The sequence below is a fragment of the Pseudidiomarina xizangensis genome (genome assembly GCF_052541995.1).
The window spans coordinates 597,918-624,266 of record NZ_JBOBQA010000001.1 but is presented as its reverse complement, the minus strand read 5'-3'; the positions used below and the strand labels follow the sequence as shown (position 1 = coordinate 624,266).

General features: G+C 47.4%; 26 protein-coding genes. 18 read left to right on the top strand and 8 right to left on the bottom strand.

Going from position 1 to position 26,349, the window contains the following annotated elements; translation table 11 throughout:
- The first annotated feature begins 4 nt into the window (after nucleotides 1-4).
- From ACQ5ES_RS02895 to rpoS, 4 genes are read left to right on the top strand one after another with little or no spacing between them, the layout of a single operon-like run.
- Nucleotides 5-640, top strand: a complete 636-nt coding sequence (locus ACQ5ES_RS02895) for a protein-L-isoaspartate(D-aspartate) O-methyltransferase (RefSeq protein ID WP_445014455.1) — start codon at nucleotides 5-7, stop codon at nucleotides 638-640.
- Nucleotides 637-1,218: a YqaA family protein gene (locus ACQ5ES_RS02890; protein WP_445014454.1), complete on the top strand. Its 582-nt coding sequence runs from the start codon at nucleotides 637-639 to the stop codon at nucleotides 1,216-1,218. The genes ACQ5ES_RS02895 and ACQ5ES_RS02890 overlap by 4 nt, the downstream gene beginning before the upstream one ends.
- Nucleotides 1,199-2,062, top strand: a complete 864-nt coding sequence (locus ACQ5ES_RS02885) for a peptidoglycan DD-metalloendopeptidase family protein (protein WP_445014453.1) — start codon at nucleotides 1,199-1,201, stop codon at nucleotides 2,060-2,062. The genes ACQ5ES_RS02890 and ACQ5ES_RS02885 overlap by 20 nt, the downstream gene beginning before the upstream one ends.
- Entirely contained in the window at nucleotides 2,059-3,033 is a 975-nt protein-coding gene (gene rpoS / locus ACQ5ES_RS02880) for an RNA polymerase sigma factor RpoS (protein WP_445014452.1), read from the top strand. The genes ACQ5ES_RS02885 and rpoS overlap by 4 nt, the downstream gene beginning before the upstream one ends.
- Here the strand turns inward: rpoS and mutS are convergent.
- Nucleotides 3,030-5,624: a DNA mismatch repair protein MutS gene (gene mutS, locus ACQ5ES_RS02875; protein ID WP_445014451.1), complete on the bottom strand. Its 2,595-nt coding sequence runs from the start codon at nucleotides 5,622-5,624 to the stop codon at nucleotides 3,030-3,032. The two genes, rpoS and mutS, sit on opposite strands and share 4 nt — an antisense overlap.
- A gap of 50 nt (nucleotides 5,625-5,674) precedes the next feature.
- Here mutS and ACQ5ES_RS02870 point away from each other — a divergent pair, with 50 nt between their 5' ends.
- Genes ACQ5ES_RS02870 through ACQ5ES_RS02860 form a run of 3 tightly spaced genes read left to right on the top strand, consistent with a single transcriptional unit; the run spans nucleotide 5,675 to nucleotide 8,325 of the window.
- Nucleotides 5,675-6,157 carry a CinA family protein gene (locus tag ACQ5ES_RS02870; RefSeq protein WP_445014450.1) on the top strand — a complete coding sequence of 161 codons (483 nt, stop codon included), beginning with the start codon at nucleotides 5,675-5,677 and terminating at the stop codon, nucleotides 6,155-6,157.
- Between the two features lie 58 nt (nucleotides 6,158-6,215).
- Nucleotides 6,216-7,271 carry a recombinase RecA gene (gene recA / locus ACQ5ES_RS02865; RefSeq protein WP_445014449.1) on the top strand — a complete coding sequence of 352 codons (1,056 nt, stop codon included), beginning with the start codon at nucleotides 6,216-6,218 and terminating at the stop codon, nucleotides 7,269-7,271.
- Nucleotides 7,272-7,290: 19 nt separating this feature from the next.
- A complete protein-coding gene (locus ACQ5ES_RS02860) occupies nucleotides 7,291-8,325 on the top strand; it encodes a patatin-like phospholipase family protein (protein ID WP_445014448.1) in 1,035 nt (344 codons plus the stop codon).
- A gap of 120 nt (nucleotides 8,326-8,445) precedes the next feature.
- On the opposite strand, the gene putP is transcribed toward ACQ5ES_RS02860, so the two are convergent.
- Genes putP through pspF form a run of 7 tightly spaced genes read right to left on the bottom strand, consistent with a single transcriptional unit; the run spans nucleotide 8,446 to nucleotide 16,372 of the window.
- Nucleotides 8,446-9,966: a sodium/proline symporter PutP gene (putP, locus tag ACQ5ES_RS02855; protein WP_445014447.1), complete on the bottom strand. Its 1,521-nt coding sequence runs from the start codon at nucleotides 9,964-9,966 to the stop codon at nucleotides 8,446-8,448.
- 4 nt (nucleotides 9,967-9,970) lie between these two features.
- The gene (locus tag ACQ5ES_RS02850) at nucleotides 9,971-10,771 is read right to left on the bottom strand and encodes an ATP-binding cassette domain-containing protein (RefSeq protein WP_445014446.1); all 801 of its coding nucleotides are present in this window, start codon (nucleotides 10,769-10,771) and stop codon (nucleotides 9,971-9,973) included.
- Complete coding sequence (locus ACQ5ES_RS02845; RefSeq protein ID WP_445014445.1) at nucleotides 10,764-11,759, bottom strand: oligopeptide/dipeptide ABC transporter ATP-binding protein; 996 nt, start codon at nucleotides 11,757-11,759, stop codon at nucleotides 10,764-10,766. The genes ACQ5ES_RS02850 and ACQ5ES_RS02845 overlap by 8 nt, the downstream gene beginning before the upstream one ends.
- Nucleotides 11,756-12,652 carry an ABC transporter permease subunit gene (locus tag ACQ5ES_RS02840; RefSeq protein WP_445014444.1) on the bottom strand — a complete coding sequence of 299 codons (897 nt, stop codon included), beginning with the start codon at nucleotides 12,650-12,652 and terminating at the stop codon, nucleotides 11,756-11,758. Before ACQ5ES_RS02840 ends, ACQ5ES_RS02845 begins: the two co-directional genes overlap by 4 nt.
- The gene (locus ACQ5ES_RS02835; RefSeq protein ID WP_445014443.1) at nucleotides 12,639-13,670 is read right to left on the bottom strand and encodes an ABC transporter permease subunit; all 1,032 of its coding nucleotides are present in this window, start codon (nucleotides 13,668-13,670) and stop codon (nucleotides 12,639-12,641) included. The genes ACQ5ES_RS02840 and ACQ5ES_RS02835 overlap by 14 nt, the downstream gene beginning before the upstream one ends.
- Nucleotides 13,667-15,304: an ABC transporter substrate-binding protein gene (locus ACQ5ES_RS02830; protein WP_445014442.1), complete on the bottom strand. Its 1,638-nt coding sequence runs from the start codon at nucleotides 15,302-15,304 to the stop codon at nucleotides 13,667-13,669. Before ACQ5ES_RS02830 ends, ACQ5ES_RS02835 begins: the two co-directional genes overlap by 4 nt.
- The gene (gene pspF, locus ACQ5ES_RS02825; RefSeq protein WP_445014441.1) at nucleotides 15,305-16,372 is read right to left on the bottom strand and encodes a phage shock protein operon transcriptional activator; all 1,068 of its coding nucleotides are present in this window, start codon (nucleotides 16,370-16,372) and stop codon (nucleotides 15,305-15,307) included. It abuts the gene before it with no gap.
- A 229-nt stretch (nucleotides 16,373-16,601) separates the two neighbouring features.
- Between pspF and pspA the strand changes: the two genes are divergently transcribed.
- The 11 genes from pspA to maiA all read left to right on the top strand — a co-directional run bounded on the left by pspA (nucleotide 16,602) and on the right by maiA (nucleotide 26,330).
- On the top strand, nucleotides 16,602-17,273 hold the full coding sequence (pspA, locus tag ACQ5ES_RS02820; RefSeq protein ID WP_445014440.1) for a phage shock protein PspA: 672 nt from the start codon (nucleotides 16,602-16,604) through the stop codon (nucleotides 17,271-17,273).
- Nucleotides 17,274-17,348: 75 nt separating this feature from the next.
- Nucleotides 17,349-17,588, top strand: coding sequence for an envelope stress response membrane protein PspB (gene pspB / locus ACQ5ES_RS02815; RefSeq protein ID WP_445014439.1), 240 nt, complete (start codon nucleotides 17,349-17,351; stop codon nucleotides 17,586-17,588).
- Nucleotides 17,585-17,989 (top strand): envelope stress response membrane protein PspC, encoded by a 405-nt coding sequence (gene pspC / locus ACQ5ES_RS02810; RefSeq protein ID WP_445014438.1) that lies wholly within the window; start codon nucleotides 17,585-17,587, stop codon nucleotides 17,987-17,989. Before pspB ends, pspC begins: the two co-directional genes overlap by 4 nt.
- Nucleotides 17,990-18,121: 132 nt before the next feature.
- Complete coding sequence (gene megL, locus ACQ5ES_RS02805) at nucleotides 18,122-19,369, top strand: methionine gamma-lyase (RefSeq protein WP_445014437.1); 1,248 nt, start codon at nucleotides 18,122-18,124, stop codon at nucleotides 19,367-19,369.
- On the top strand, nucleotides 19,362-20,156 hold the full coding sequence (phhA, locus tag ACQ5ES_RS02800; RefSeq protein ID WP_445014436.1) for a phenylalanine 4-monooxygenase: 795 nt from the start codon (nucleotides 19,362-19,364) through the stop codon (nucleotides 20,154-20,156). The genes megL and phhA overlap by 8 nt, the downstream gene beginning before the upstream one ends.
- Nucleotides 20,157-20,180: 24 nt before the next feature.
- The gene (locus tag ACQ5ES_RS02795) at nucleotides 20,181-20,525 is read left to right on the top strand and encodes a 4a-hydroxytetrahydrobiopterin dehydratase (protein ID WP_445014435.1); all 345 of its coding nucleotides are present in this window, start codon (nucleotides 20,181-20,183) and stop codon (nucleotides 20,523-20,525) included.
- 120 nt (nucleotides 20,526-20,645) lie between these two features.
- Entirely contained in the window at nucleotides 20,646-22,217 is a 1,572-nt protein-coding gene (gene tyrR, locus ACQ5ES_RS02790; RefSeq protein ID WP_445014434.1) for a transcriptional regulator TyrR, read from the top strand.
- Nucleotides 22,218-22,426: 209 nt separating this feature from the next.
- Nucleotides 22,427-23,503, top strand: coding sequence for a 4-hydroxyphenylpyruvate dioxygenase (gene hppD / locus ACQ5ES_RS02785; protein WP_445014433.1), 1,077 nt, complete (start codon nucleotides 22,427-22,429; stop codon nucleotides 23,501-23,503).
- Nucleotides 23,496-24,641, top strand: a complete 1,146-nt coding sequence (locus ACQ5ES_RS02780; RefSeq protein WP_445014432.1) for a homogentisate 1,2-dioxygenase — start codon at nucleotides 23,496-23,498, stop codon at nucleotides 24,639-24,641. The genes hppD and ACQ5ES_RS02780 overlap by 8 nt, the downstream gene beginning before the upstream one ends.
- Nucleotides 24,642-24,644: 3 nt before the next feature.
- Complete coding sequence (locus tag ACQ5ES_RS02775; RefSeq protein ID WP_445014431.1) at nucleotides 24,645-25,664, top strand: fumarylacetoacetate hydrolase family protein; 1,020 nt, start codon at nucleotides 24,645-24,647, stop codon at nucleotides 25,662-25,664.
- A gap of 24 nt (nucleotides 25,665-25,688) precedes the next feature.
- On the top strand, nucleotides 25,689-26,330 hold the full coding sequence (gene maiA, locus ACQ5ES_RS02770; protein WP_445014430.1) for a maleylacetoacetate isomerase: 642 nt from the start codon (nucleotides 25,689-25,691) through the stop codon (nucleotides 26,328-26,330).
- Nucleotides 26,331-26,349: the final 19 nt, after the last annotated feature.

Sequence of the window (26,349 nt, the reverse complement as noted above, 5' to 3'; positions counted from 1 at the left end):
CACCATGATTCAAAATTTTCAGGGAATGGCTAAGCGTCTGGTCGCACAGTTGCGCGATCAAGGCATTACTAACGATGAGGTATTAGCGGTCATAGCGTCGACGCCGCGGCATCAGTTTATGCCGGAATCGTTAGCGCATAAGGCGTACGAAAATACCGCTTTGCCGATTGGTAAAGGTCAAACTATCTCGCAACCATTAATGGTGGCGTCCATGACCCAATTATTGATGCAGCATCATTGTCATTCGGTATTAGAGATCGGCACGGGTAGTGGTTATCAAACGGCGATTCTTGCACAGTTAGTGGATCGTGTTTTTTCGGTTGAGCGTATAGCTGAACTGCAATACCAGGCAAAACGCCGTTTGAAAAAGTTAGATTTACATAATATCAGCATGCGTCATGGTGATGGTTGGCAGGGCTGGCAATCAAAGGCACCGTTCGATGGCATTATTGTCACGGCCGCTGCTAGCGACATTCCCCACGCGCTGATGGAACAACTTGGCGACGGCGGAGTAATGATTATTCCGGTGGGTTCAGTAAAACAACGTTTGGTCGTTATTCGCCGTTTTGGTGATGACTATGAGCACAAACAACTTGGCGACGTTAAATTCGTTCCGCTGGTACCTGGAAGTCTCGCATGAAGTTATTTAGTTCTTTATATGATCGGGTACTGGTTTGGTCTCAGCATCGTCGCGCACCGACGATCTTAGCGGTTATCAGTTTCACCGAAGCAGTGATATTCCCGATACCACCGGATGTCATGTTAGCGCCGATGTCGATGACCCAGCCTAAGCGCGCATGGTTTTTCGCATTTCTCACCACCGTCGCTTCGGTACTTGGCGGTATTGCCGGCTATTGGTTGGGCTACTTTGCTTTTGAACCTTTGGTATTGCCGCTGATAGAGTGGGCCGGGTATCAGGAGAAATTGGCGACAGTCACGCGCTGGTTCCAGGATTACGGTTTTTGGATTATTTTTATAGCCGGTTTTTCACCCTTGCCTTACAAGTTATTTACAGTCACAGGTGGTATGTTGCAGGTGCTTTTTGTACCCTTTGTGTTAGGTTCACTTATTAGTCGTGGGCTACGTTATTATCTGGTGGCGTGGTTATTGCGAACAGGCGGTCCTACTATGGCCGTAAAACTTCGAACCTACGTCGACCGTATCGGTTGGGCGTTGGTTATTCTTGCGGTAATTGCCTATGTATGGACACGTTTTTAGGATCGTTTTGGTCAGCGGGGTGATGTTGACCCTGGTAGCTTGTGCGCAACGCCAAGCACCTGCTCCTGTTACGCGTGTCTATCAAGGGCCAAGTATTCACGATTTTGAGCCGAATAGCCTTGCGGGTGAGACCTATCATGTGGCCCGTGGCGATACTCTCTATTCGATTGCATTTCGCGCCAACCTTGATGTACGAACGTTAGCGAGATACAACGGTCTTGCTGAACCTTACACGATTTTCCCCGGACAAGAATTGCGGCTTGCCGCTAAAACCACCCCATTGAACGCAACGCGTGAGGTAACAAGACGATCACAAGTCGTTGATTCTGCCAAGAAGAAAGAGTATGTTGAGGATAAAAGTAAAGAAAAAGTTACGAGTTCGTCGCCGAAGCCTGCGGTGAAACCAACGCCCGACAGGCAACCTAGCATGGTGAAACCTGGCACTGAAAGATTTCCAGCCAGTAACGCGTTGGGTTGGCAATGGCCGACAAGGCACCAGGTGATTCGTGACTTTTCAACTGCTGCTTCTGGTAATAAAGGGATAGATTTTGCCGGAACCAAAGGCGACCCAGTGTTCGCCGCTGCCGCCGGTAAAGTTGTTTACGCAGGCAATGCTTTAAAAGGATATGGTAATTTAATTATTCTGAAACATAACGATGATTATATAACTGCGTACGCCCACAATGATAAATTGTTAATTAAAGAACAACAATGGGTCAGCGCAGGGGATGAAATAGCCGAGATGGGGAACACAGAAGCGGATCGAGTGAAGTTGCATTTTGAAATTCGGTTCCGCGGCAAATCTGTAAATCCACGGCATTATTTACCACGGGGGTCACAATGAGTCGACAAAATGACGTGGACGACGTTGATGAGCAAGAAGTCATGTCGGAAATGGAAAAGTCAGCTGCTTCTGATACCAACACGGATGATTCCGATTTTGAGGAAATCATCGCTAACCGAGCGAAGTATCAGAAAAAAATGGATGCTACCCAGCTGTACCTCAGTGAGATTGGCTTTTCACCGCTATTAACGGCAGAAGAAGAAGTTCACTATTCACGGCTTTCGCTGAAAGGTGACAAAGCTGCGCGGGCTCGAATGATCGAGAGTAACCTGCGTTTAGTGGTTAAAATTGCCCGACGTTATACCAACCGTGGATTGCCTTTACTCGACTTGGTCGAAGAAGGTAATTTGGGTCTTATTCGCGCGGTGGAAAAATTCGACCCTGAGCGTGGTTTCCGTTTTTCGACCTATGCCACCTGGTGGATTCGACAAACGATTGAACGCGCAATTATGAATCAAACGCGTACCATCCGTTTGCCTATTCATGTGGTAAAAGAACTGAATAGTTATTTACGTGCCTCGCGCGAGCTTGCTCATAAACTTGATCATGAACCGACAGCGGAAGACATTGCCGCGCAATTGGATGTGTCCGTAGCTGACGTCAGTAGAATGCTGCGCTTAAATGAGCGCGTCGCCTCTGTTGACACTCCTTTGGGTGGTGATAATGATAAGTCTTTGGTTGATTTACTCTCCGACGAAAACGACCATGGCCCAGAAGGGGTTATGCAAGATGATGACCTAAAAGAGCATATTGTTGAATGGTTAGCTAGTCTGAATGTTAAGCAACGTGAAGTACTAGCACGTCGTTTCGGCTTGATGGGATACGAACCAGCAACTTTAGAAGATGTTGGTCGAGAAATTGGATTAACCCGAGAGCGCGTTCGACAGATTCAGGTCGAAGCCCTGCGTCGATTGCGCGATATGTTACGTCAACAGGGCTTGAGTCTTGATGCGTTATTTCAGGTCGATTAATTGTTGTCGCTAATACGCTGTTGCCATTGAGCCAGCCATTGCAACGCTTGCAGCGGAGTCATGCTGTCTAACTTAAGTTCGCTGAGCGCGTGCAAAGCATCCTCGTGTAGTTGCTTTGCAGGCTCTGGCACCGCGGAGTCAGTCAGCGCTGTTTCGGACACTGCGGCAGTGTTACCTGCTAACTGTTTCGGCTGTTGTTCTAATTCGCCCAAGACTTGTCTGGCGCGTTGTAGTACTTCCTTCGGTAACCCCGCAAGTTGCGCCACTTGAACGCCAAAACTGCGATTCGCAGCGCCTTTGCTAACACGGTGCTCAAATACAATAGTGTCGTCATGCTCAGTCGCCTCAACATGCACATTCATGCAGCCATCCCGTCCGCCAATACTTTGCGTAAGTTCAAAGTAATGGGTAGCGAACAGGGTCAAGGAACGATTTTGGTTTAATAAGGCTTCAGCGCAGGCCCAAGCGAGTGCTAAACCATCGTAAGTTGAGGTGCCACGACCAATTTCGTCCATTAACACTAAGCTCTGTGGTGTTGCGTTGTGAAGAATCGTCGCTGCTTCGGTCATTTCGACCATAAAGGTTGATCGACCTGAGGCGAGATCATCTGACGCGCCAATCCGGGTAAAAATACGATCGATCGGGCCAAAACATGCTGATGCGGCTGGGACGAAGCTTCCGCAGTGGGCCATAATCACCAATAGCGCCGCCTGACGCATATAAGTTGATTTGCCGCCCATATTTGGGCCAGTGACTAACAACATGCGTTGTTGTTCATTTATGCTGAGATCATTCGCTATAAAAGGTTCATCGAGTTGCTGTTCAATGACCGGATGTCGCGCCTCACAAAGATCTATCCCAATGCTTTTCTGTAGTTTTGGCCGACAATAGTTGTGGCTTAACGCCTGCGCCGCGAAACTTCGCAACACATCGAGTTCGGCTAGCGCTTGCGTGGTGTCTTGTAATGGAGTAAGGCTCTCAGCGACCTCATTCAATAAGGCTTCGTAAAGCCATTTCTCTCTGACTAAGGCTCGTGACTGAGCCTGTAAGACTTTGTCTTCGTAGGTTTTCAACTCAGGAATAATATACCGCTCAGCATTTTTTAAGGTTTGTCGACGCTGATAATCTGCAGGAATATGTTGTGAACTGGCGCGGCTGGCCTCTAAATAATAGCCATGTACCTTGTTGTAGCCAACTTTTAAGGTCTGAATACCGGTTCGCTGGCGTTCTCGTGTTTCAATCTGGCGCAGAAAATCAGTGGCGCCCGCCGCCAGCTGCCGTTGCTCATCAAGCTCTTCGTCGAAGCCATCGGCTATTACGCCACCATCACGAATAAGCATCGGTGGTGTTTCAATCAGTGCGTGTTGCAAGGTGTTTAGTAATTCCGGGAAGTCGTGCAGCCTGGTCGTCCAAGGAATTAATGAGTGTGCGTTATGTAAAGCATGGCGGAGCTCAGGTAAGCTTTGCAAAGCACTGCGTAAGCGCGTGAGATCACGTGGCCGAGCGCTGCGCAAACCGATGCGCGATAAGATCCGCTCTAAATCACCAATGTTACGAAGTAGTTTACGTAGGTCATCTAATTCAAGGTTCTGCAACTCGGCGACCGCATCGTAACGCTGCCGTAATACCTGCTGATCACGTACAGGTCGTTGCAGCCAACGGCGAAATAAGCGTCCGCCCATTGCCGTTGCCGTGGTATTGAGCGTGGCAAACAACGATGTTGCCGCGCCGCTAAGAGAGCTGACCAATTCAAGATTGCGCTGACTTGCCGCGTCCATTTGTATTGCATCGTTACCTTGTTCAGCACGGATGCTTTGAATATGCGGAAGTGTTGATCGTTGGGTTAGCTTTACGTAACTTAAAATTGCACCGGCAGCACCAATTGCCCGGGTAAGGCCGGCAATACCAAAGCCATCAAGGTGTTGAACCTGAAACTGACGGCATAGCAAAGCAGTGCCGCTATCGCCGGCGAATTCCCAGTCCGGGCGGGGCCGAATTGAGCCATTTTGATACCAATTTTTCTGCCAGCTCATGGTATCCGGATAGAGCAGTTCTGCTGGCTGCAAACGTTGTAGCTCTGCTTGCAGCTGCGTTTCGGTGGCACATTCTAAGACACTAAAACGGCCACTTGCTAAATCGAGACAGGCGATACCGAAGACTTGGTCATAGGTGACGGCGACGAGGAGATTCTCGCTGGCCTCTGAGAGCAGTGCTTCATCGGTGACAGTGCCTGGTGTGAGTACGCGTATGACTTTGCGTTCCACCGGTCCCTTACTGGTTGCGGGGTCGCCAATTTGTTCACAAATAGCGACGGACTCGCCCATTTGCAATAGCCGAGCAAGATAATTTTCCGCCGCGTGATAGGGCACCCCTGCCATTGGTATCGGTTTGCCATTGCTGGCACCCCGCTGAGTAAGCGATATATCGAGCAACTCAGCAGCCTTGCGCGCATCGTCGAAGAAGAGTTCGTAGAAGTCTCCCATACGATAGAATAAAAGTGTGTCTGAGTGTTCCGCCTTAATGCGTAAGTATTGTTGCATCATGGGTGTATGAGCGGAAAAATCTACACTAGCTGTTGTCGCTTTCGGCATGCCTGTTATTATCCGTCTAGAGTTAGTTTTTACGGGAGCCTGATGGCAAAATGGTAACACAATCTCAGCATGAACTGGCACAACAAATCGGTCGTTGGCTAGTGACAAAAAAATGGCGCATCGCAACCGCGGAGTCCTGTACCGCTGGTGGTATAGGTTATGCTTTAAGTTCAGTCGCCGGAAGTTCGCAGTGGTTCGAGGGTGGTTTTATTACCTACAGTAATGCCCTGAAGCAGCGTTTGGTAGATGTTCCTGAAGCAACTTTACAGGAATTTGGGGCGGTGTCATCAGCAACGGCTGAGGCGATGGCCAAGGGCGCACGCGAAAATACTGGTACTGAGCTTGCTGTTGCGGTTACCGGTATAGCTGGTCCGGCGGGGGGTAGTGTGGAAAAACCCATAGGTTTAGTTTGGTTTGGTTTGGCCTGGCCAGGGGGAGTTTACAGTTGGGCAAAACAATTTAGTGGTGACCGGGCGGCGGTTCGCGAAGCCACAATTAGTGAGGCATTAAGGTGTTATGAAAAAATTTCTTGATACTGTATAAAAATACAGTATACTCATTTTTATCGTATTCAATACAACGGACACTATTATGAGCAACGACAAACAAAAAGCACTCGACGCGGCACTCAGTCAGATCGAACGTCAATTTGGTAAAGGTTCCATTATGCGTTTGGGCGATAACCAAACGTTAGACATCGATTTTGTTTCTACAGGGTCTCTTGGTCTAGATATTGCCCTGGGTATCGGAGGTTTACCATTTGGCCGTGTTGTTGAAGTTTATGGTCCAGAATCAAGCGGTAAAACGACGTTAACCTTGCAAGTTATTGCTGAGGCGCAGAAAGCAGGTAAAGTTTGTGCGTTTGTTGATGCTGAGCATGCACTGGATCCAATTTATGCCGCGAAACTCGGTGTAAACGTTGATGAATTGCTGGTTTCGCAACCGGATAACGGTGAGCAAGCACTAGAAATTTGCGACATGTTGGTGCGTTCAGCCGCCGTTGATGTGGTCATCGTTGACTCCGTAGCTGCGTTGACACCTAAAGCTGAAATCGAAGGCGAAATGGGTGACAGCCACGTAGGTTTGCAAGCCCGATTGATGTCACAAGCATTGCGAAAATTGACTGCAAACATTAAGCGATCGAATAGTTTGTGTATCTTTATCAACCAAATTCGAATGAAAATTGGCGTGATGTTTGGCAACCCAGAGACCACAACGGGTGGTAATGCGTTGAAATTCTATTCGTCTGTGCGTTTGGATATTCGCCGCACCGGTGCGGTGAAAGAGGGCGATGAAGTCGTCGGCAATGAGACGCGCGTCAAGGTTGTGAAAAACAAAGTAGCGCCACCATTTAAGCAAGCGGAATTCCAGATCATGTATGGCTCAGGTATTTCTAAAGAAGGTGAGCTGGTTGATTTGGGTGTAAAACAGAAAATTGTTGATAAAGCGGGTGCATGGTATAGCTATAACGGTGATAAGATCGGTCAAGGTAAAGCAAATGCAATGAAGTTTCTCATAGAGAACCCAAAAATTTCTGCCGATATTGAAAAACGCATCCGTGAGCAGTTATTGGCTAAACCAGTTAAGGCTGAGAAAAAGTCCGCTGAAAAGAAAGATGCTGAAGTGACGGATGAAGATTTGATTTAATGAAAAGGAAAGTTAAGCGATGAGTGGTGATGTGAAAGTTGCTCTCGCACTTGGTTCTGGTGCAGCTCGTGGATGGTCCCATATTGGCGTGATAAAAGCGCTAAATGAGATGGGTATTCAAGTTGATATTGTTGCAGGAACATCTATCGGCTCCCTTGTGGGGGCCGGTTTTGCTTCTGGGCGACTAGATGAGCTCGAGAATTGGGTTCGGGATATGGGCCGGTGGCAAGTGTTCAATTTGCTAGATTTTGGCTTTAGTCATGGCGGTCTTATTCAAGGTGAAAAAGTATTTAGTCATGCGCGGGAGCGTTTTGGCGGCGTTGAGATTGAAAATCTCGATGTGGTCTATGGTGCGGTCGCAACAGATCTCTATACCGGCCGTGAAGTGTGGTTACGTGAAGGCGATATCTATCATGCTGCGCGGGCTTCATGTGCGATGCCTGGTTTACTCGCACCGGCTGCGCATAACGGTCGCTGGCTAGTTGATGGTGGCTTAGTTAACCCAGTTCCGGTATCCCTTTGTCGTGCCCTTGGTGGCGACTTTGTGATTGCGGTGCATCTCAATTCACAGTTGAATCATGCTGCTATTGAAGCACGCGGGCGGGGTAATCCGCCTCACTCTGAACCGCACGCAGATGTGCATGCTATGCCAAAAACAGGTACCACTGCGATTGAAAGCGGTGGTGTATCTGAAATCTCTGAGTTGTCAGTACAGGAAGAAGCTGAAGCTGATGAAGGATTCTTTAAAAACTTTCTAGCAGCCAGTGGTCAGTACTGGGATACAGTGATGGATAAATTTAGTGGTTCTTCCCATAAAGCTCCGGGAATGTTTGGGGTCATGGCAGGTGCCATTGATATTATGCAAGAACGTATCACCAAGGGACGTATTGCCGGGGACCCGCCGGATATTTTGGTACAACCTAAACTCGGTCATATTGGCTTATTGGAATTCGAGCGCGGTAACGAGGCAATTGACTTGGGTTATGAAACTACGATGCGGATGAAGGACTATATTCTTAGCGAGCTTGAGCTCTACACTAAACGCCGTGGTTAAGCCTGCCGTATAATTACCTAATCGATTGAACACGAGCCATAAAAAAACCGCAGCCTGAGAACTGCGGTTTTTTATTGAACGTTATTAACGTACGTAATTGCACGTCAACACAGGATGTAATTATTTAAGCATCTCACGTTCCATTTCTTCAAAGGTACTGCGTATGTTTTTCTCAGGTTCAGCTGTAGCAAGGCTTGCGATAATTACGGCGAGGGTACAAACGATGAACCCAGGGATAATTTCGTAAACAAAACTGCTTAATGTTTGCCCGTCTATTACGGGTACATAGATACAGAAGAGAACCGTCGCTGCACCTGTTAACATGCCCGCTAACGCACCGTGTCGGTTCATGCGTTTCCAGAACAAGCTGAGAATGATAACCGGACCAAAGGCTGCACCGAATCCTGCCCAAGCATTTGCAACCAAGCTTAGAATTGTATTCTCTGGGTTCCATGCAAGAGCAATGGCCACCAATGAAACAATAAGCACAGAAATTCGACCCACCATCACCAATTCCTTCTGGCTGGCATCACGGCGTAAGAAAGCTTTATAGAAATCTTCCGTGAGTGAGCTCGAAGTCACCAGCAATTGCGACGATATGGTACTCATAATGGCGGCAAGAATTGCGGCCAATAAGAAACCTGCAATTAACGGATGGAACAAGAACTGCGAGAAGATGATAAATATCGTTTCGGCATCATTGAGCACCATTTTTGTTTCGGCGACATAGGCAATACCTACGAAACCGGTGATCATCGCACCAATGATAGAGACCGTCATCCAAACGATACCAATGCGGCGTGCCTTAGGAATATCTTTGACTGAGCGAATGGCCATGAAACGGACAATAATGTGCGGTTGTCCGAAGTAACCCAAGCCCCAAGCCAGCAACGAGATAATTCCGAGGAACGACAATTGATTTAACATCGGATCTGCGATGTTAGCGTCGCGGAAAAAGTCGAGGAAATCTGGATTGATGGTGCGTACTTGATCGGTTACCGAGGTTATTCCACCTAAATCGAAAATAGCGACTATCGGCACGAGCACCAAAGCAACGAACATTATGCAACCTTGCACAAAATCCGTCATGCTTACGGCTAAGAAACCACCGAACAACGTATATGCACAGACCACTCCGGCCGTCACCCAAAGACCTAAACTGTATTCAAGTCCGAATGCTGAACTCGCAAACAATTTACCGCCAGCAACAAGGCTTGCAGAGGTATACAGAGTGAAGAAAATGATGATAACCAAAGATGAGAAAACACGCAGCATACGCGCTTTGTCATTAAATCGGTTGGCAAAGTAATCAGGGATAGTGATTGAGTCGTTTGCGACTTCGGTGTACATCCGTAGACGTGGTGCAACAATGATATAATTTAAGTAGGCACCAACGACCAGACCTACAGCTATCCACAGTTGCGAAACACCAGAGACGTAAATTGCACCAGGAAGTCCCATGAGCATCCAACCACTCATATCTGATGCACCGGCGGAGAGGGCTACAACGCCTGGACCTAATCCACGACCGCCCAGCATATAGCCAGAAATGTCGCTGGTTGATTTTTTATATGCGTATAGACCAATCCCCAGCATTGCTATGAAATAGAGCGCTAATGATAGAAGCGTACCTGTTTCCAAAGCTTTACTCCTTCGTTGTTGAGTGTAACGGCACTTTGTAATTATGGTCTGAGTGCAACAGGTTCTTAGTATGTTGCTCCTCAGGATTATTTATCAGTGCCTGCGTTGTTCCAAACTCGATCATACTACCACGATGCATAATCAAGATCTTGTCTGAAACATGTTTCACGATCTCCGCCGAATGTGAGACGAAAATGAACGAAATACCCATATCTTGTTGAAGATCGAGTATGAGGTTAATGATTTGAGCTCTAATCGATGGATCCAGAGCGACAAAAGCCTCATCGGCCATCACGATTTGAGGTTCGAGCACTATGGCCCGTGCGATACAGACCCGTTGCTGTTGTCCGCTAGAGAGCATGTGCGGATAAAAGCCGTAATGGTCGGGTAACAAGCCCACTTTACGTAGGGTTTCATATACGTGCTGTTTTCGTTGTTGGGGCTTCCAGTCGGTATTAAAAATCAACGGTTCAGTGAGCTGCTGGCCTACCGTAATCTGCGGATTAAGAGAACGCAGACTATCTTGAAAAATCATCCGCACGTAACGACAACGTTGCCGATCTGTCATGGCACTTAAAGCTTGACCATTAAGAAATAACTCGCCGCTGGAAGGACGCTCAGCACCGGCAATGATTTTTGCGATAGTTGATTTTCCCGAACCGGTCTCACCCATGATAGCAAGGGTTTCACCCCGTTCCAGATCAAAGCTCAAGGGTTCAAGAGCGCAAATACGTTTGCCGGGCATCCAGCCATCTTTATGCACGTAGTATTTGCTGATGTCCCGAACTTCCAGCAATTTAGTCATGTTCGCTATCCTCCCACAGTGGGTAGTGACAGGCAAACTGCTGTTGGTGACGTTGGACCAAGTTGGGTTGGTTCACACAAGCGCGTCGAGCGTAGGGGCAGCGTGGGCCCAGACGGCAGCCGATAGGCATGTGCTGTAAGGTCGGGATTGCCCCCGAAAGCGTTGGTAAACGCGTTTTTGGGCCAGTATCCTGATTGAATAAACTCATGCTTAACATCGCATCTGTGTACGGATGGATAGGCGATTGCATGACCTGCTCAGTGGGGCCAGATTCCATCAGTTGACCACAGTAAATCAAACTGATGTGTTGGCTTTCCGGAATAACAGCGGTTAGATCTTGTGTGATCATCAAAATAGACATGCCTTGCCCAGCACTGAGTTTCGCCAGTAAGCGGTAAATCTGCGCGCGGGTGCTGGGTTCCATAGCGGTGGTGGGCTCATCAGCAATCAACAATTTCGGATTATGAGCAATCGCCATAGCAATACTGATTTTTTGCGCCAGCCCCTCAGAAAGTTCATGCGGGTAGCTTTCCATGACCTCTTTGGTATCTTTGATGCCGACGCGATGCAATAACCGTTCGGCCCGAGTCTGCCGACCGGCACGACGTTTGAGATAAATGCCGGTTAATTCGCCGGCAGGGATAGTTTCCCGCAGTTGCGCTCCAACCTTATCATTTGGGTCTAAATAGCTGCTAGGGTCCTGAAAAATCATAGCCATGTCACGACCAGTAACAATCCGCCGTTGGGCATTATTGAGTCCCAATAAATCATAATGGCGCCACCATAAGCGGTCCGCAGTAATTTTCCAACGCGGATTGATAAAGCCCAAAATTGCTTTGGCGAGCAGACTCTTACCAGAACCAGATTCACCGATTAAGGTATGGATTTCGCCTTCGGCTAACTGCAGGTTGAACCGATCAAGCACTCGCACCGGGCCATTGTCGGTCTCCAGTTCAATGGTGAGATTGCGAATATCGAGAATGCTCATGAATTACGTACCCGGTCGGCGATAGCTGCACGAATGCTATCACCAAGAACATTAATGGAAAGGATAGTAAGAAATAGCGCGATCCCCGGAAGTATCATCATCCAAGGGGAAACATACACTTGGTCGAGGCTGCGCGCTAACATGGTGCCCCATTCTGGCGCTGGTGCCTGAACACCTAAACCGAGAAAGCCAAGTGCCGCAATGTCGAGAATTGCAGTTGATAGGGCAAAGGTGGTTTGCATTACCAAGACACTTGTTATATTTGGAAAAATAACGCGGGTCAGCATATACCAGCGATTTACGCCGTTTAAACGCGAGGCGGTAACATATTCTTTGTAACGTTCATCATAGATTGCATTGTGTACCACATGAATGAACTGGGGAATTAACACCAGGGTAATCGCCAGCATGACATTAATGAGTGACGGCCCCAGTATGGCAATTATGACCAAGGCGAGTAGCAGCGAAGGAATCGACAATATGACATCGAGCATGTGATTCAAGGTTGAGGACTGAACGCCACGCGACATTCCTGCCCAAGCCCCGATACCAATGCCAATCGTAGCTGCTATAAGTACGGCAATCAGGGGGTAACCTAGGCTATAGACTGAACCCGCTATGATTCTGGAGAGAATATCTCGACCTAAATCATCGGTACCAAATAAATACTCAATCTCACCTTGAGCATCCCAACTTGGCGGTTGCAGAATCGCGTTAGAAAACTGTGCATCTGGATTGAAAGGGGTGATCAACGGCGATAGCAGCATCATCAATAACGCCAGCGCCAGAATGTAAAATGCGACCACGGCGAAAGGATTGGCGTTCATATGCAGCCAAAGCTGCCGAAGTGGCGAAGGCTCGCGTTGCTGAAAGTAAATATTAGCGTTCTGCATAGAGTTCCTTGCGTACCTGTGGGTAGCGCCAAGCGTGAAATAGTTCAACTAATACATTAACTAACAGTATCAGTGCCGCGAAGGTGAATAAACCGCCTTGCATTACTGGGTAATCTCGTTCGTAAATGCTTTTCACCAGCCAACTTCCTAAGCCTGGCCAATTAAAGATAACTTCTGTAATGATAATATTACTCATGAGAATACTGAACATCAGACCGAGTTGACGAACCACCGGCTGCATCGCGTTGGGTAAGACATGTCTCAGTAATATACGTGTTTCGGTGAGACCGCGCGCGCGGGCCGCGCGAATGTAATTTTGCTGTAAAACCTCAAGCATACTGTTGCGGGTAACCCGCATTAGCATAGTTGCTGGCATGATTGCCAAGACAATAACCGGTAACCAAAGGTGATTGATGGCATCAAGCAGTGCGGCCTGTTTGTAGGAGTTATCACTGACGAGGATATCGAGAATAATTGAACCACTATAAACGTCGATATCAAAAAGCGGGTTGATTTGACCCGAGATAGGGGTCCAACCAAGTTTGACCGCAAACAGTAAAATCAGCAACTGCGCCAGCCAAAACACCGGAATCGAGTATGCGCTCAGGCTCACGCCCATGGCTAAACGATCCATGGTGCCGCGTTGTTGCCCTGCGGCGTATAATCCTAGCGGCGCACCAACTGCCATGGCGAGTATCATGGCTAATATGCTGAGCTCAAGAGTCCCCCCCAGTAAGGGGATTAAGTCAGTGAAAACATCGCGTTGGGTGGTCAACGATTGACCCCAATCACCGTGGGTAAAATGGCCGACAAAGTTAAAGTATTGGCTAATAATAGAGGCATTGAAGCCTCGTGCTTCAGTGGCTAGTTGATAACTCAAGCTGTTGCTGGCACGGATCCCGGTCATATTGGTGAGCGGATCGCCGGGGAACAAATAATTTAGACTGAACAGAAAGACCGTTAATAACCAAAGGGTAACAATCAGTAATGTCAGGCGCCGCAAGGTATAACGAATCATGGCTGCGCCTCTTGCTGGGGTTTATTGTCGCGATAGGCATGACGGAAGCTCACACCACCATAAGCGGGCACTTCAACGCCGTGAATATCACTACGATGTGCTTGAAAACGCATGGAATTTGCAATGGGCACCAATGGCGCTTCGCGATAAACCCAGTTTTCGACTTCCTGGTAGATTTTTTTCCGATTATCGGTGTTGGCCTCGCTAATTGCTTGCCGAAGCAAATCATCGAATTCCGGCTCACACCAATTTGCACGATTAGTGCCTACATTGAGTGCGGTGCAGCCGAGTAACGGTTGAAAAAAGTTATCTGGGTCAGCATTATCTGCAATCCAACCAATGAGTACACTGTCATGTTCATTGCGCGCGAGGCGGCGTCGAAACGCATTCCACTCGTAGCTGACGATGTTTGCGCGGACGCCAATTTGGGCGAGATCTGATTGAATTAACTCTGCCATTTTTTGCGCATTCGGATTATAGGCCCGCTGTACTGGCATGGCCCAAATATCAAACTCAAATCCCTCAGCGTAGCCTGCGTCGCGAAGCAACTCGCGAGCTCGCTCGGGAGCGTATCCATAGGTTTGGTCGACGGGGCTGTAGGCCCACGATGTTTCGGGCAACACGCCTGTGGCTAGTTTAGCGTTACCATTATAAACCGTTTGAATAATGGTCTGACGATTAATAGCGCTGGCCATTGCTCGACGAACAAGTACGTTGTTAAAAGGAGGATGGTCGGTATTAAATGCCCAAAAGGCAATATTAGGATTCACGTTGCTGGATATTTTGATATCGTCGCCGGTATTCAATTGCGCAAGTTCTTCTACCAGTGGGTAGGGAATAACATCACATTCACCAGTAATAAGTTTAAGCATACGCTTATTGGCATTCTGTGTAATCGAATACACCAGTTGCTCAATGTGGGCAGGTTCTCGCCAATAGTTATCATGCCTATGGTAGCGGATAATTAGATCTTTGCGGAATTCTTCAAATACGAACGGACCTGTGCCAATAGGTTGTTTGTCGATTTGTGCTGGCTTCCCTCGCGCGAGTAATCTGGCGCCATATTCGGCGGAGAGGATAATCGCGAAATCGGTCGCCAAATTAGCTAAAAAAGAACTGTTACTGCGCTCTAAATAGATATCGACGGTGGTAGCATTTACTGCCACAACATCGGTAATGAGTTGATTCAGACCACTGGCGGTGAAGAAAGGATAGCTGCCACCGTTGACCTCATGATAAGGGTGTTCTTGGTTTAACCAACGCTTGAATGTAAACACCACGTCATCGGCATTAAATGCGCGGGTTGGAGTAAACCATGGGGCCTGATGAAACTGTACGTTGGGGCGAAGTAGAAAACGGTAGCGGGTACCATTATCCAGTGCTTGCCAGGATTCTGCCAGCGCTGGCACAAATTTCTGTTGGCTGTCATCGTAATCCAAAAGCCGATCGTAGATTTGTGCGGAGGTGGCATCAATGGTGGTGCCGGAGGTTCCCAGTTGCGGATTGAAACTCTCAGGATTGCCTTCGGAACAATAGACAATACCATTACGTAGCGGCGCGACATCTTCACTGGCAGGCGAACAGGCCGCTAGCGTGAATATTGGTATGAGTAACAAAAATCGCCACATGCTCATTTAATTGGTAGATCCATCGAGTAATTGATACTTTTTCAAGTAGCCTCGTAGTTGATGATAGGTGAGCCCCAGCAATTCTGCTGTTTTCTTCTGATTGAATTGTGCATGGCGCAGCGCCTGTTGTAAAACTTCAGTCTCATAATCGGCGGTAACTTCTTTGAAATCGATAGCGCCGCCGTTGAAATCAACTGCTGTAGCCGTCGCGATTATCGGTGTGGTTTCATCGCTTGACGTTTGCTTGGTGCTATGAATATCGACAGTGCGATGCGCCGCGGGTTGCGGACGCCACGGGCTGGCAAAAGGGTCGATGACAATATCGTCGAGCGGCACGGCGCCACTGCCCAGACGGTAAACTGAGCGTTCAACGACATTCTTAAGTTCCCGGATATTTCCCGGCCATGGGTATTCCAGTAATGTCTGACGGGCGCGTTGGGTAAAACCGCTAAAAAGGTCATAGCCAAGTTCACGAGCCATGTGTATGGCGAAATGTTCAGCTAATATTAGGATATCCTCGCGCCGTTCCCGTAAGGGTGGCAGGGTGATGACATCAAATGCCAGACGATCGAGTAGGTCGGCGCGGAACTGACCTTGCTCAGCTAGTTGGGGTAGATCTTCGTTGGTTGCCGCAATCAGCCGAACGTCGGTGCGTACGGTTTTAGAACCGCCGACGCGCTCGAATTCACCATACTCAATAACGCGTAATATTTTTTCTTGGACTAAAGGCGAGGTATTCGCAAGCTCGTCGAGAAACAAAGTCCCCTGATCTGCGCGCTCAAAGCGGCCCTCATGACGTTTTTGTGCGCCAGTAAAGGCACCGGCTTCGTGACCGAATAATTCGCTCTCTAGCAGGCTTTCACTTAATGCCGCACAATTTAGTTTTACATAGTTGTTTTGCCAACGTTGTGACAAGAAGTGCAACCGGGCGGCGATAAGTTCCTTACCGGTACCGCGTTCACCGATAATTAATACTGGTTTAGCGAGCGGTGCTATTTGTGACACTTGCTCTAGCACGGCTAAAAAGCTATTTGCTTCGCCGATGAGGTTATCCGCTTCGCGTGGGGGACTCATACCAAGCCTCGTTATTATTGTTGTGCGATTATCATACTGCTGGTGTGGTTAATTTGGCTAATATTTAGTGTATTTGATAACGGGTCAGGGTCAAACAAAAATTTGATATTCTCGTATAAATAGCTAAAAATCAGTTAATTAAGCTGGTTTTTAAAAGTTGGCATGGTATCTGCATTATTAGTCGTGACCGTAAAGTAACAGTTTCGAATCAATTAATGAGGACACGAACATGGGTATCTTTTCACGATTTTCAGATATCGTAAATTCGAACATCAACGCATTACTGGATAAAGCAGAAGATCCAGAAAAAATGGTGCGTCTGATTATTCAAGAAATGGAAGACACATTGGTAGAAGTACGCTCAACATCAGCCCGTCTGATTGCTGAGAAGAAAGATACCGAGCGTCAAATGAGCCGCTATGAAAACGATGTAGCGGAATGGGAAAAGAAAGCTGAGCTGGCATTAAGCAAAGATCGTGATGATTTAGCGCGCTTAGCTTTAGTCGAAAAACGCAAAGCTGACGATGCTGTTGCCAGCTTAAACGTCGACATCAACCGTATTAACGAGCACCTGAACCGTTTAAATCAAGAAGTAGGGCAGTTGCAAGAGAAATTGGCCGATGCTAAAGCGCGTCAGAAAACGATTATCATGCGTCAACGCGCAGTAAGTAGTCGTTTAGAAGTTAAAAAACGCATTGATAGCGGTAAAATTGATGACGCAATGCTTCGTTTTGAACGCTATGAGTCTAAAATTGACGATTTAGAGTCACAAGTCGAAGCTTATGATATGGGCAAGAAAACCTTACGCGATGAATTTGCTGAACTTGAAGGCGAAGATAAAATTAACGACGAGTTGGAAGCGTTAAAAGCGCGCGTTAAGAAAGAAAAGAAAGCTGACTAATTGACTCGAAACTTTGGCCTCACCCGCTTCTGCGGGTGCATGCCGAAACCAGAACGACCATAGGGAACCTTTACAATGGCAGACATACTTGTACCGATGATTGCTGTGCCACTAATCCTGTTTATGATTTTTGTGGCGCCAGTTTGGGTCATCATGCACTACCGCAGCAAGCGTAAGTTGAGTCAGGGCCTTTCTGAAACAGAATTGCAAGACTTACAACAGTTAGCGCGGCAAGCCGAACAGATGCGTGAACGTATTAGGACTTTAGAGTCTATTCTTGATGCGGATGCGCCTACCTGGAGGGAACGCAAATGAGTTACTCTGATGATAACCACAAACCACGCAAGCAATTACTCCGGGATAAAAAGAACGCCAAGGTTGCAGGTGTTTGTGCCGGAATAGCGAACTACTTCAACATTGAAGCCTGGCTGGTGCGTATTATTGTCGTCACCGCTGTTATTTTTGGCCACGGTTTCGTACTGATACTTTACATTGCTGCCTGGATGATCCTAGATGAAAAGCCAGTAAAAAAGAACAATGGAGATCACCAGCCGATTGGCTTAAAAACCAAGGTATACGGTGCTGGCGAACCGCCACGTCGTGCTTACCAAGAGATCGACGAAGAATTTCGTGAACTCGAAGGACGCTTGCAGGAGATGGAACGCTACGTAACGTCAAATGCTTATCAAGTCGACCATGAGCTAAAAAACCTATAAATTTGCGCCTCATCAAGCTTAAGGTGGAAAATTAGCGTTACAGCAAAGCCGCATCTCTGTCACCCTGACAAGTTGCGTTGCGCAAAGGCAGCATGCACTCTTTAATGTTGTCAACAAGAGGAAGTACTGCCAATGCGCAACAATGCTAATCAGAAATCGCAATGGCAGCCAGCGACCATGACGATTCACGGTGGTAAACAGCCGGATCAACATGGTGCATTGGTTGCACCGCTCTACCAAACTGCGACATTTGCTTTCAGTAATACCGCAGAAGGCTCGGCGCGGTTTGCCGGCGAACAGAGTGGCTACATTTATTCCCGCCTTGGCAATCCAACCACCAATGAACTCGAAGTTAGGATTGCGCAACTGGAAGGTTTTCCGGCCGGTGCCGCGTGCGCTACAGGCATGGGTGCTATTTCAGCGGCGATGTTAGCGTTTCTGGAACAAGGCGATCATGTTGTCGTGGCCGACGCTATTTACGGTTGCAGCTTTGCGCTGTTTTCACATTTATTTAAGAAGTTCGGTATTCAGGTCGACTTTGTTGATATGACTGAGCCGCAAAATGTCCGAGTCGCAATGCGCGACTCGACCAAAATGGTTTTTATAGAAACCCCTGCCAATCCACATTTGAAAATCATTGATATCGCTGCCGTTGCCACTATTGCACATGAAGGCCAGGCTCGCGTAATTGTCGACAATACGTTTATGACTCCGTTACTGCAACAACCACGCAAGCAGGGCGCGGATATTGTGATTCATAGCGCTACTAAATTTTTAAATGGTCATGGTGACGTGGTTGCTGGCCTTATCTGCGGTGGTGCAGAAGATATCGAGATGATCAAAGCAACCACCCTCAAAGATATGGGCGCAACTATGAGCCCCCACGATGCCTGGTTGATTTTACGTGGTTTGAAAACCCTTGATGTGCGGATGGAACGACATTGCCAAAATGCCGTCAAAGTAGCTGAGTATTTAGTTCAGCAACCGTTAGTGCGCGAGGTTTATTTCCCCGGCCTGCCGGATCATCCTGCGCAACGCTTAATGGGAACGCAAATGCATGGTAGTGGCGCTGTTATCGCGTTTGAACTTAAAGGTGATATTCACCATGCGCGGCAACTGTTGGATAATTTGAATTTAATTACAATAGCGGTAAGTTTAGGTGATGCGGAAACCTTGATTCAGCATCCCGCATCGATGACGCACTCGCCGTATACGCCAGAGGCGCGTGCGCGGGCAGGAATAAGTGACACGCTGATTCGTATTGCGGTTGGTTTAGAGGCCGTAGACGATATTATTGCTGACTTAGAACAAGCGTTTGCTCAGGCATTCGCAACAACAAAGACAGAACAACAACAAGGGGAAACTTTGACTTATGGGTAAACAAAGCCAATACGTTTCACGCCAGCCAGACGAAAATGGTATTATCGACTGGAGTGACGAAGATAACGCGGTATGGCGCGATTTGGTTGCTCGCCAGTTAAAACACATATCGGGTAAAGCCTGTGATGAATACATGCACGGCCTGGAATTGCTTGACATGCCGCAGGATCGCGTGCCGCAATTACATGAAATTAATGAGGTGCTGGACGCGACTACTGGGTGGCAAGTAGCTCAGGTACCGGCGCTGATACCCTTTGATGAGTTTTTCCGGTTATTAGCGAATAAACAGTTTCCGGTAGCGACGTTTATTCGTACCCGTGAAGAATTCGATTACTTGCAAGAGCCGGATATTTTCCATGAAATATTTGGTCATTGTCCGCTGCTGACCAATCCAGCTTTTGCCCATTTCACGCATCAATATGGGAAGCTTGGGCTCAATGCGACGCCAAAAGAGCGGGTGTATTTAGCGCGTTTGTATTGGTTCACGGTTGAATTTGGCTTGCTGGATACCGCGGACGGATTGCGCATATATGGTGGCGGTATTTTGTCTTCACCGGGCGAAACCGAGTATGCTATTCACAGTGAGACTCCTGAGCGTAAGCCCTTGGTGCCGCTAGATGCATTGCGGACACCTTACCGTATCGATATTATGCAGCCGCTCTATTACACCATTGAAAGCACTGAAAAGCTGTTTGAAATTGCGGATCTGGATATCATGACATTGGTCCATGAAGCGATGGAGCTGGGGTTATTCGAGCCTAAGTTTCCACCTAAAGATGCCGCATAACGGATTAACGAAAAAGGAGTTAATATGAGTGATTTGAAACAACAAAAATGCGAAGCTTGCAATGCAGAAGCACCAAAAGTGAGTGATGACGAGTTGGCAGAACTTATGCGTGAAATTCCAGACTGGACGCCGGTGTCGCGCGATGGCGTGATGCAACTTGAGCGTGAATTCAAGTTTAAGAACTTTAAACAAGCCCTAGCTTTCACCAACAAAATTGGTGATATCGCAGAAGCTGAAGCCCATCACCCAACATTGGTGACGGAATGGGGTAAAGTGACAGTCACCTGGTGGACTCATTCAATTAATGGTCTGCACAAAAATGACTTTATTATGGCTGCACGTACCGACGCCGCAAAAGCCGAAGAATAAACCGTGCTGTTGCGCCAGTCGGCGTAAAGCTATCGACAAAAAACCTCTACCCTAGTGACGGGTAGAGGTTTTTTTATGTATACTTATGTTTACATTTTAATTAACCGATAAGTTGTGCTGATGCGTCTCGAAATTACCTGTGATGACCGGCTCGGTCTTTGCCAAGATGTACTACAAATACTGCGGTCACGTGAAATTGATTTACGCGGTATTGAAGTTGATCCGAAAGGAAAGATTTTTCTTAACTTTCCGGAGCTTGAGTTTAAAGATTTTCAACATCTAATGCCTGAAATCCGCCGCATTCCTAATGTTAAAGATGTCAAAACCGTTGCCTTCATGCCTTCAGAGCGCGAGCACTTTGAGTTCAGTCTACTGTTAAACAAACTGCCTGATCCGGTGCTGTCTATTGACGCTCGCGGGGTAATTGATATTGCCAACGATGCGGCAGGCTTGCTGCTCACGGATACTCGCCAGCACCTACCTGGGACTTTTATCACGCAATGGTTGAGTGGTTTTAATATAAGTCGCTGGCTTGAACGTCAACCAACAGAACCACAGGTGAGCCAGGTCACTATTAACGGAGCTAAATATTTTGCCGAAATGATGCCGATTTGGGTTGCTGATGAGCATGATAAAACCAGCTTTGCTGGTGCCGTGTTAACCTGCAAGCCGCAACCCTTAAGCAGTCAGTGGCAACGCACTGGACAACAGGATGCGTTCCATCAGTTACTCGGTGAACATGCCAGTATGAAACGTTTACTAAAAGAAGCGCGGCGTATGGCTGAACTCAATGTGCCTTTATTGGTACAAGGTGAAACCGGGGTAGGAAAAGAACTGTTGGCGCGTGCTTGCCACCAGGCCAGTCATCGCGCGGAACAACCTTTCTTAGCGGTGAATTGCGCAGCATTGCCAGACAATGTTGCGGAAAGTGAGCTGTTCGGTCACGGCAAAGGCAGTCTTGGTCCGCACACTGAAGCAAAAAAAGGCATTTTTGAGCAGGCCAATGGGGGCACTGTTTTACTCGATGCGGTCGGGGAAATGTCCAATGGTCTACAAGCGAAACTACTGCGCTTCATTCAAGATGGCAAGTTTCGGCGTATCGGCGAGGAACAAGAGGTCGCGGTTGATGTACGAATTATCTGTTCAGCTCGTGATGACTTGTTGGAGCGCGTTGAAGCAGGCAACTTCCGTGAAGATTTATTCTATCGCTTGAATGTTTTGAGCTTACAGCTTCCGCCGTTACGTGATCGTAAATCTGATATTCCATTGTTAGCTGAGCATTTTAGCCTGCAAGCCTGCCAACGTCTGGGTCGAAGCTTGGTGTTATTAACCCATGATTGCCGTGAGCTGCTGCAGCGCTATCAATGGCCAGGTAACGTGAGACAGCTTGAGAACGTATTATTTCGCTCCATTTCGATGCTCGAGGGCGACCGCCTAGAGGCGACGGATGTCTATCTGCCTGAAGCCGATAGATTACATGAGAATGTGGCCATTGATCTGGAAGAGGGAAGTCTTGATGAGGCGGTGAAGAAGTTTGAGAGTACAATTTTACGTCGTCTGTATCCAAGTTATCCAAGCACCCGCCAACTAGCGAAAAAACTCGGTCTTTCGCATACCGCAGTTGCCAATAAATTGCGCGAGTATGGCATCGGCAAACAACGTCGGCGTGGCGTGAGCAAATCTTCGCAGTAAAGCTTTGTTTACGATAAGCGAGCGTTATGTATGGAAAAGCGTACATCGATAGCGCTAAATGTCAGCTAAAGTTGTTCTGTATCAACATGTTTACAAAAGTACGGGTTGCGAGGGTGCTGACGCATTCAGTGTCAGCACTAGTAGTTGGCCGACAGGCATAGTAGAACATAACCACTATTAAAGCCTAACGTGCGAATGAGGACTACAGAATGACAGACATTAACTATAACCCATTACAAACTGACGGATTTGAATTCGTCGAATACACAGCCCCTGATGCAAAGGGTATCGCAGCGCTTAAAGACTTGTTTGTGAAACTTGGTTTTACTGAAGTTGCGAAGCATAAAACTAAAGAAGCTTGGTTGTATAAGCAAAACGATATTAATTTCGTGATTAATGCGCAAACCGGTGCTCAGGCAGAAGCTTTTGCCAAAGAACACGGTCCGAGCGTTTGTGGTATGGCCTGGCGTGTTAAGGATGCGCAACATGCGTTTGAACATGCAGTGGAAAATGGTGCCAAGCCGTTTCAACGCAATGTGGGTGCTAATGAAGCTGATTTCCCAGCGGTTTACGGTATTGGCGAAAGCGTGTTGTACTTCATTGATAACTTTGCAGGACAAGGCGTTTATGCGGATGATTTTGACTTCTACGACGATTGGCAGGCGAAGATGAACGATCACGCCGCAGGACTTTATGAAGTTGATCACCTTACGCACAATGTATTCCGTGGCAACATGGACACCTGGGCAGGGTTTTATGAACGTATTGGTAACTTCCGCGAAATTCGCTACTTTGACATTGAAGGCAAATTGACCGGTTTATTGAGCCGGGCGATGACAGCTCCTTGTGGCAAAATTCGTATTCCCATCAATGAGTCGCATGATGACAAATCACAAATTGAGGAATACCTGCGCGAGTATAAAGGTGAAGGTATCCAACATATCGCCTTAACCTCAGACAATATCTACAAAACAGTACGTGACCTACGGCAAATTGGTATGGACTTTATGCCAACACCTGACACTTACTATGAAAACGTAAATGATCGTGTTGAAGGCCACGAAGAAAACCTCGAGGAGTTGCGTGAGCTGCAAATTTTGATTGATGGTGCGCCACTGAAAGACGGTATTTTATTGCAAATTTTCACCAAAACCGTAATTGGCCCAGTGTTCTTTGAAATCATTCAACGCAAAGGTAATGAAGGTTTCGGCGAAGGTAACTTCAAAGCCTTATTCGAGTCGATCGAAGAAGATCAAATACGTCGTGGAGTATTAAACGATGCGTAAATGGATTAGCTTTCCGAAGCAGGTTGGTGTGAGCTCGAAACAAGCTCACGCAGACTTCCCGGAGCAGGCGATCTATGAACGTGAAGTCGGCCGCAGTGGCTTTTTCGGTCCGGCGACGCACTTTCATCACCGCCATGCACCGACCGGATGGAGCGAGTGGGAAGGTGAGTTACGGCCACGTAACTTCGACTTCAATAAGCTTGATAATGTCGCCACGGAATCGCCGTGGCAAGTACCTTTACTGTTGCACAATGCCCAATGTAAGTTCCGTATCTGGCACTGCCATGAAGCGATGCCGTTTTTAGTGCGAAATGCCGATGGTGATGAACTCTTGTTTATTCATGAGGGCCGCGGCGAACTGTTTTGCGATTACGGTCATATTACTCTGGAAAAAGGTGACTACTTTTCCATACCAAGATCAACCAATTGGCGCATTGAACCGTTAGAACCGATGCAAATTGTTATGATCGAGGCCACCAACAGTGCTTACCAGCTGCCTGAAAAGGGCTTAGTGGGTAACCATGCGATATTTGATCCGGCGTGTTTAGATACGCCTGACATTGACGCTGATTTCAAGCAGCAATATAGCGAAGAGCAATGGCGCATTGAGGTTAAACGACACAACAAGCTATCGTGTATTACCTATCCATATAATCCGTTGGACGCAGTTGGCTGGCATGGTGATTTAGCGCCAGTGCGCATTAATTGGCGCGATATACGGCCGCTGATGAGTCATCGGTACCATTTGCCACCATCTGCTCATACGACTTTTGTTGCTGACGGTTTCGTAGTCTGTACCTTTGTACCACGGCCAATTGAATCGGATCCTGGTGCATTAAAAGTACCGTTCTATCATAATAATGACGATTACGATGAGGTCTTGTTTTATCACGAAGGTGACTTTTTTAGTCGTGATAACATCGATAAAGGCATGGTGACGTTTCATCCAGCCGGCTTTACCCATGGACCGCATCCGAAAGCGTTCCAGGCCGGACGTGAATATCGGAAAAAATTTACCGATGAAGTCGCAGTGATGTTAGATACTCGAAATGCGCTTGAAATGGGCGATGTTTGTGCGCAAGTCGAAAATCCAGACTATGTGTATAGCTGGCAAGCAAAAGACGAAAAGGCTAAATAATCTATGAAATTTGCAACCTATCGAAATGGTACACGCGACGGCCAACTTATGGTGGTGAGTCGTGATCTTACGAAAGCTGTTGCGGTTCCAGCTTTAGCTGAGACCTTACAGGAAGTTCTTGATGACTGGGATGGCATTGCGCCTGAACTGGAAACGGTTTATGTTGCGCTGAATAATGGTGAGTTTGATGACGCAGTTGCGTTTGATGAAAGCCTCTGTGAATCGCCATTACCGCGTGCCTATCAATGGGCTGATGGTAGCGCTTATGTCAACCACGTTGAACTGGTTCGGCGCGCCCGCAATGCGGAAGTTCCAGAAAGTTTTTGGACTGATCCGCTGATGTACCAAGGTGGATCTGACGATTTCCTCGGTCCGAAAGACGTGATTGAAATGGGCGACACAGCCTGGGGTATCGATTTTGAAGGTGAAGTCGCCATTATTACTGACGATGTACCTATGGGCGTTGAAGCAGCAGATGCCGGGCAGTACATTCGCCTGTTGATGTTGGTAAACGATGTTTCTTTGCGTGGTTTGATTCCGAACGAATTAGGTAAGGGTTTTGGTTTTTTCCAATCTAAACCTTCTTCAGCGTTTTCACCTGTAACGGTAACTCCAGACGAACTTGGTGATGCCTGGCATGACAACAAAGTACATTTGCCGCTGTTAAGTGAATACAACGGTCAAGCATTTGGTAAGCCGAATGCTGGTGAAGATATGACTTTTGATTTCGCTCAATTGGTCGCTCATGCGGCAAAAACTCGTCATCTTGGTGCGGGTGCTATCATCGGTTCAGGTACCGTTTCGAATAAGCAAGGTACCGATCACGGTAGCGCTATCGCCGAAGGCGGCGTGGGCTATAGTTGTATTGCTGAGGTTCGGATGATTGAAACTATTCGAGACGGAAAGCCTAGTACTGGCTTCATGCAATTCGGCGATACCATCAAAATTGAAATGAAAGACGCGCAAGGTACAAGTATTTTTGGCAGTATTGAGCAAAAGGTTCTACAGTATCAGCCCGACTAAAAATTCATCTGCGGAGTCTATTTTATGGAACTCTACGGTTACTGGCGCTCCAGCGCCAGTTATCGGGCTCGTATTGCCCTAAATTTTAAAAAGATCGACTACAATTATCTGCCTGTGCATTTACTCAAAGATGGTGGGCAGCAGCATCAGCAGGCTTATCGCCAGCTTAACCCCAATGGCTTGGTACCGACTTTGGTTGATGGCCAGGTTATTTTGCATCAGTCTTTGGCTATTATTGAGTATTTGGAAGAAAAATACCCAAAACCAAGTTTGTTGCCGGGTAAACCACAGCAACGCGGCGCGATTCGTGCGCTAGCGCTAGATCTATCTAGTGAGTTGCAACCATTGATTAATTTGCGCTTACAACAGTATTTAAAACAGCAACTTAAGGTCACTGACGAACAGAAGCAAGAGTGGTTGAACCATTGGTTTGCTGAAAGTTTTAAAGCTTTTGAGAAAAACCTCGAGGAAGTTTCCGGCAACTATTGCGTGGGCGATGAGTTTTCACTTGCGGATGTTTGTTTAATTCCACAGGTCTACAGTGCCCAACGGTTTGGTATTGCGTTAATGGATTATCCTTTGCTCAGCGGAGTCTATGAACGCTTGCAAGACTTGCCGTGGGTCATTGAGGCGCATCCAAATAAGCAGCCTGATGCTGAATCCTGATCGCAGGAAATTATAATTT

Coding starts and splice junctions, on each gene's coding strand:
- ACQ5ES_RS02775 (WP_445014431.1), top strand. CDS start 24,645: ATGAAATTTGCAACCTATCGAAATGGTACACGCGACGGCCAACTTATG.
- ACQ5ES_RS02780 (WP_445014432.1), top strand. CDS start 23,496: ATGCGTAAATGGATTAGCTTTCCGAAGCAGGTTGGTGTGAGCTCGAAA.
- megL (WP_445014437.1), top strand. CDS start 18,122: ATGCGCAACAATGCTAATCAGAAATCGCAATGGCAGCCAGCGACCATG.
- ACQ5ES_RS02895 (WP_445014455.1), top strand. CDS start 5: ATGATTCAAAATTTTCAGGGAATGGCTAAGCGTCTGGTCGCACAGTTG.
- ACQ5ES_RS02850 (WP_445014446.1), bottom strand. CDS start 10,771: ATGACTAAATTGCTGGAAGTTCGGGACATCAGCAAATACTACGTGCAT.
- mutS (WP_445014451.1), bottom strand. CDS start 5,624: ATGCCGAAAGCGACAACAGCTAGTGTAGATTTTTCCGCTCATACACCC.
- ACQ5ES_RS02860 (WP_445014448.1), top strand. CDS start 7,291: ATGAGTGGTGATGTGAAAGTTGCTCTCGCACTTGGTTCTGGTGCAGCT.
- hppD (WP_445014433.1), top strand. CDS start 22,427: ATGACAGACATTAACTATAACCCATTACAAACTGACGGATTTGAATTC.
- ACQ5ES_RS02870 (WP_445014450.1), top strand. CDS start 5,675: ATGGTAACACAATCTCAGCATGAACTGGCACAACAAATCGGTCGTTGG.
- rpoS (WP_445014452.1), top strand. CDS start 2,059: ATGAGTCGACAAAATGACGTGGACGACGTTGATGAGCAAGAAGTCATG.
- ACQ5ES_RS02890 (WP_445014454.1), top strand. CDS start 637: ATGAAGTTATTTAGTTCTTTATATGATCGGGTACTGGTTTGGTCTCAG.
- ACQ5ES_RS02845 (WP_445014445.1), bottom strand. CDS start 11,759: ATGAGCATTCTCGATATTCGCAATCTCACCATTGAACTGGAGACCGAC.
- ACQ5ES_RS02835 (WP_445014443.1), bottom strand. CDS start 13,670: ATGATTCGTTATACCTTGCGGCGCCTGACATTACTGATTGTTACCCTT.
- ACQ5ES_RS02830 (WP_445014442.1), bottom strand. CDS start 15,304: ATGAGCATGTGGCGATTTTTGTTACTCATACCAATATTCACGCTAGCG.
- tyrR (WP_445014434.1), top strand. CDS start 20,646: ATGCGTCTCGAAATTACCTGTGATGACCGGCTCGGTCTTTGCCAAGAT.
- ACQ5ES_RS02840 (WP_445014444.1), bottom strand. CDS start 12,652: ATGCAGAACGCTAATATTTACTTTCAGCAACGCGAGCCTTCGCCACTT.
- maiA (WP_445014430.1), top strand. CDS start 25,689: ATGGAACTCTACGGTTACTGGCGCTCCAGCGCCAGTTATCGGGCTCGT.
- pspB (WP_445014439.1), top strand. CDS start 17,349: ATGGCAGACATACTTGTACCGATGATTGCTGTGCCACTAATCCTGTTT.
- pspA (WP_445014440.1), top strand. CDS start 16,602: ATGGGTATCTTTTCACGATTTTCAGATATCGTAAATTCGAACATCAAC.
- phhA (WP_445014436.1), top strand. CDS start 19,362: ATGGGTAAACAAAGCCAATACGTTTCACGCCAGCCAGACGAAAATGGT.
- pspF (WP_445014441.1), bottom strand. CDS start 16,372: ATGAGTCCCCCACGCGAAGCGGATAACCTCATCGGCGAAGCAAATAGC.
- ACQ5ES_RS02885 (WP_445014453.1), top strand. CDS start 1,199: ATGTATGGACACGTTTTTAGGATCGTTTTGGTCAGCGGGGTGATGTTG.
- pspC (WP_445014438.1), top strand. CDS start 17,585: ATGAGTTACTCTGATGATAACCACAAACCACGCAAGCAATTACTCCGG.
- ACQ5ES_RS02795 (WP_445014435.1), top strand. CDS start 20,181: ATGAGTGATTTGAAACAACAAAAATGCGAAGCTTGCAATGCAGAAGCA.
- recA (WP_445014449.1), top strand. CDS start 6,216: ATGAGCAACGACAAACAAAAAGCACTCGACGCGGCACTCAGTCAGATC.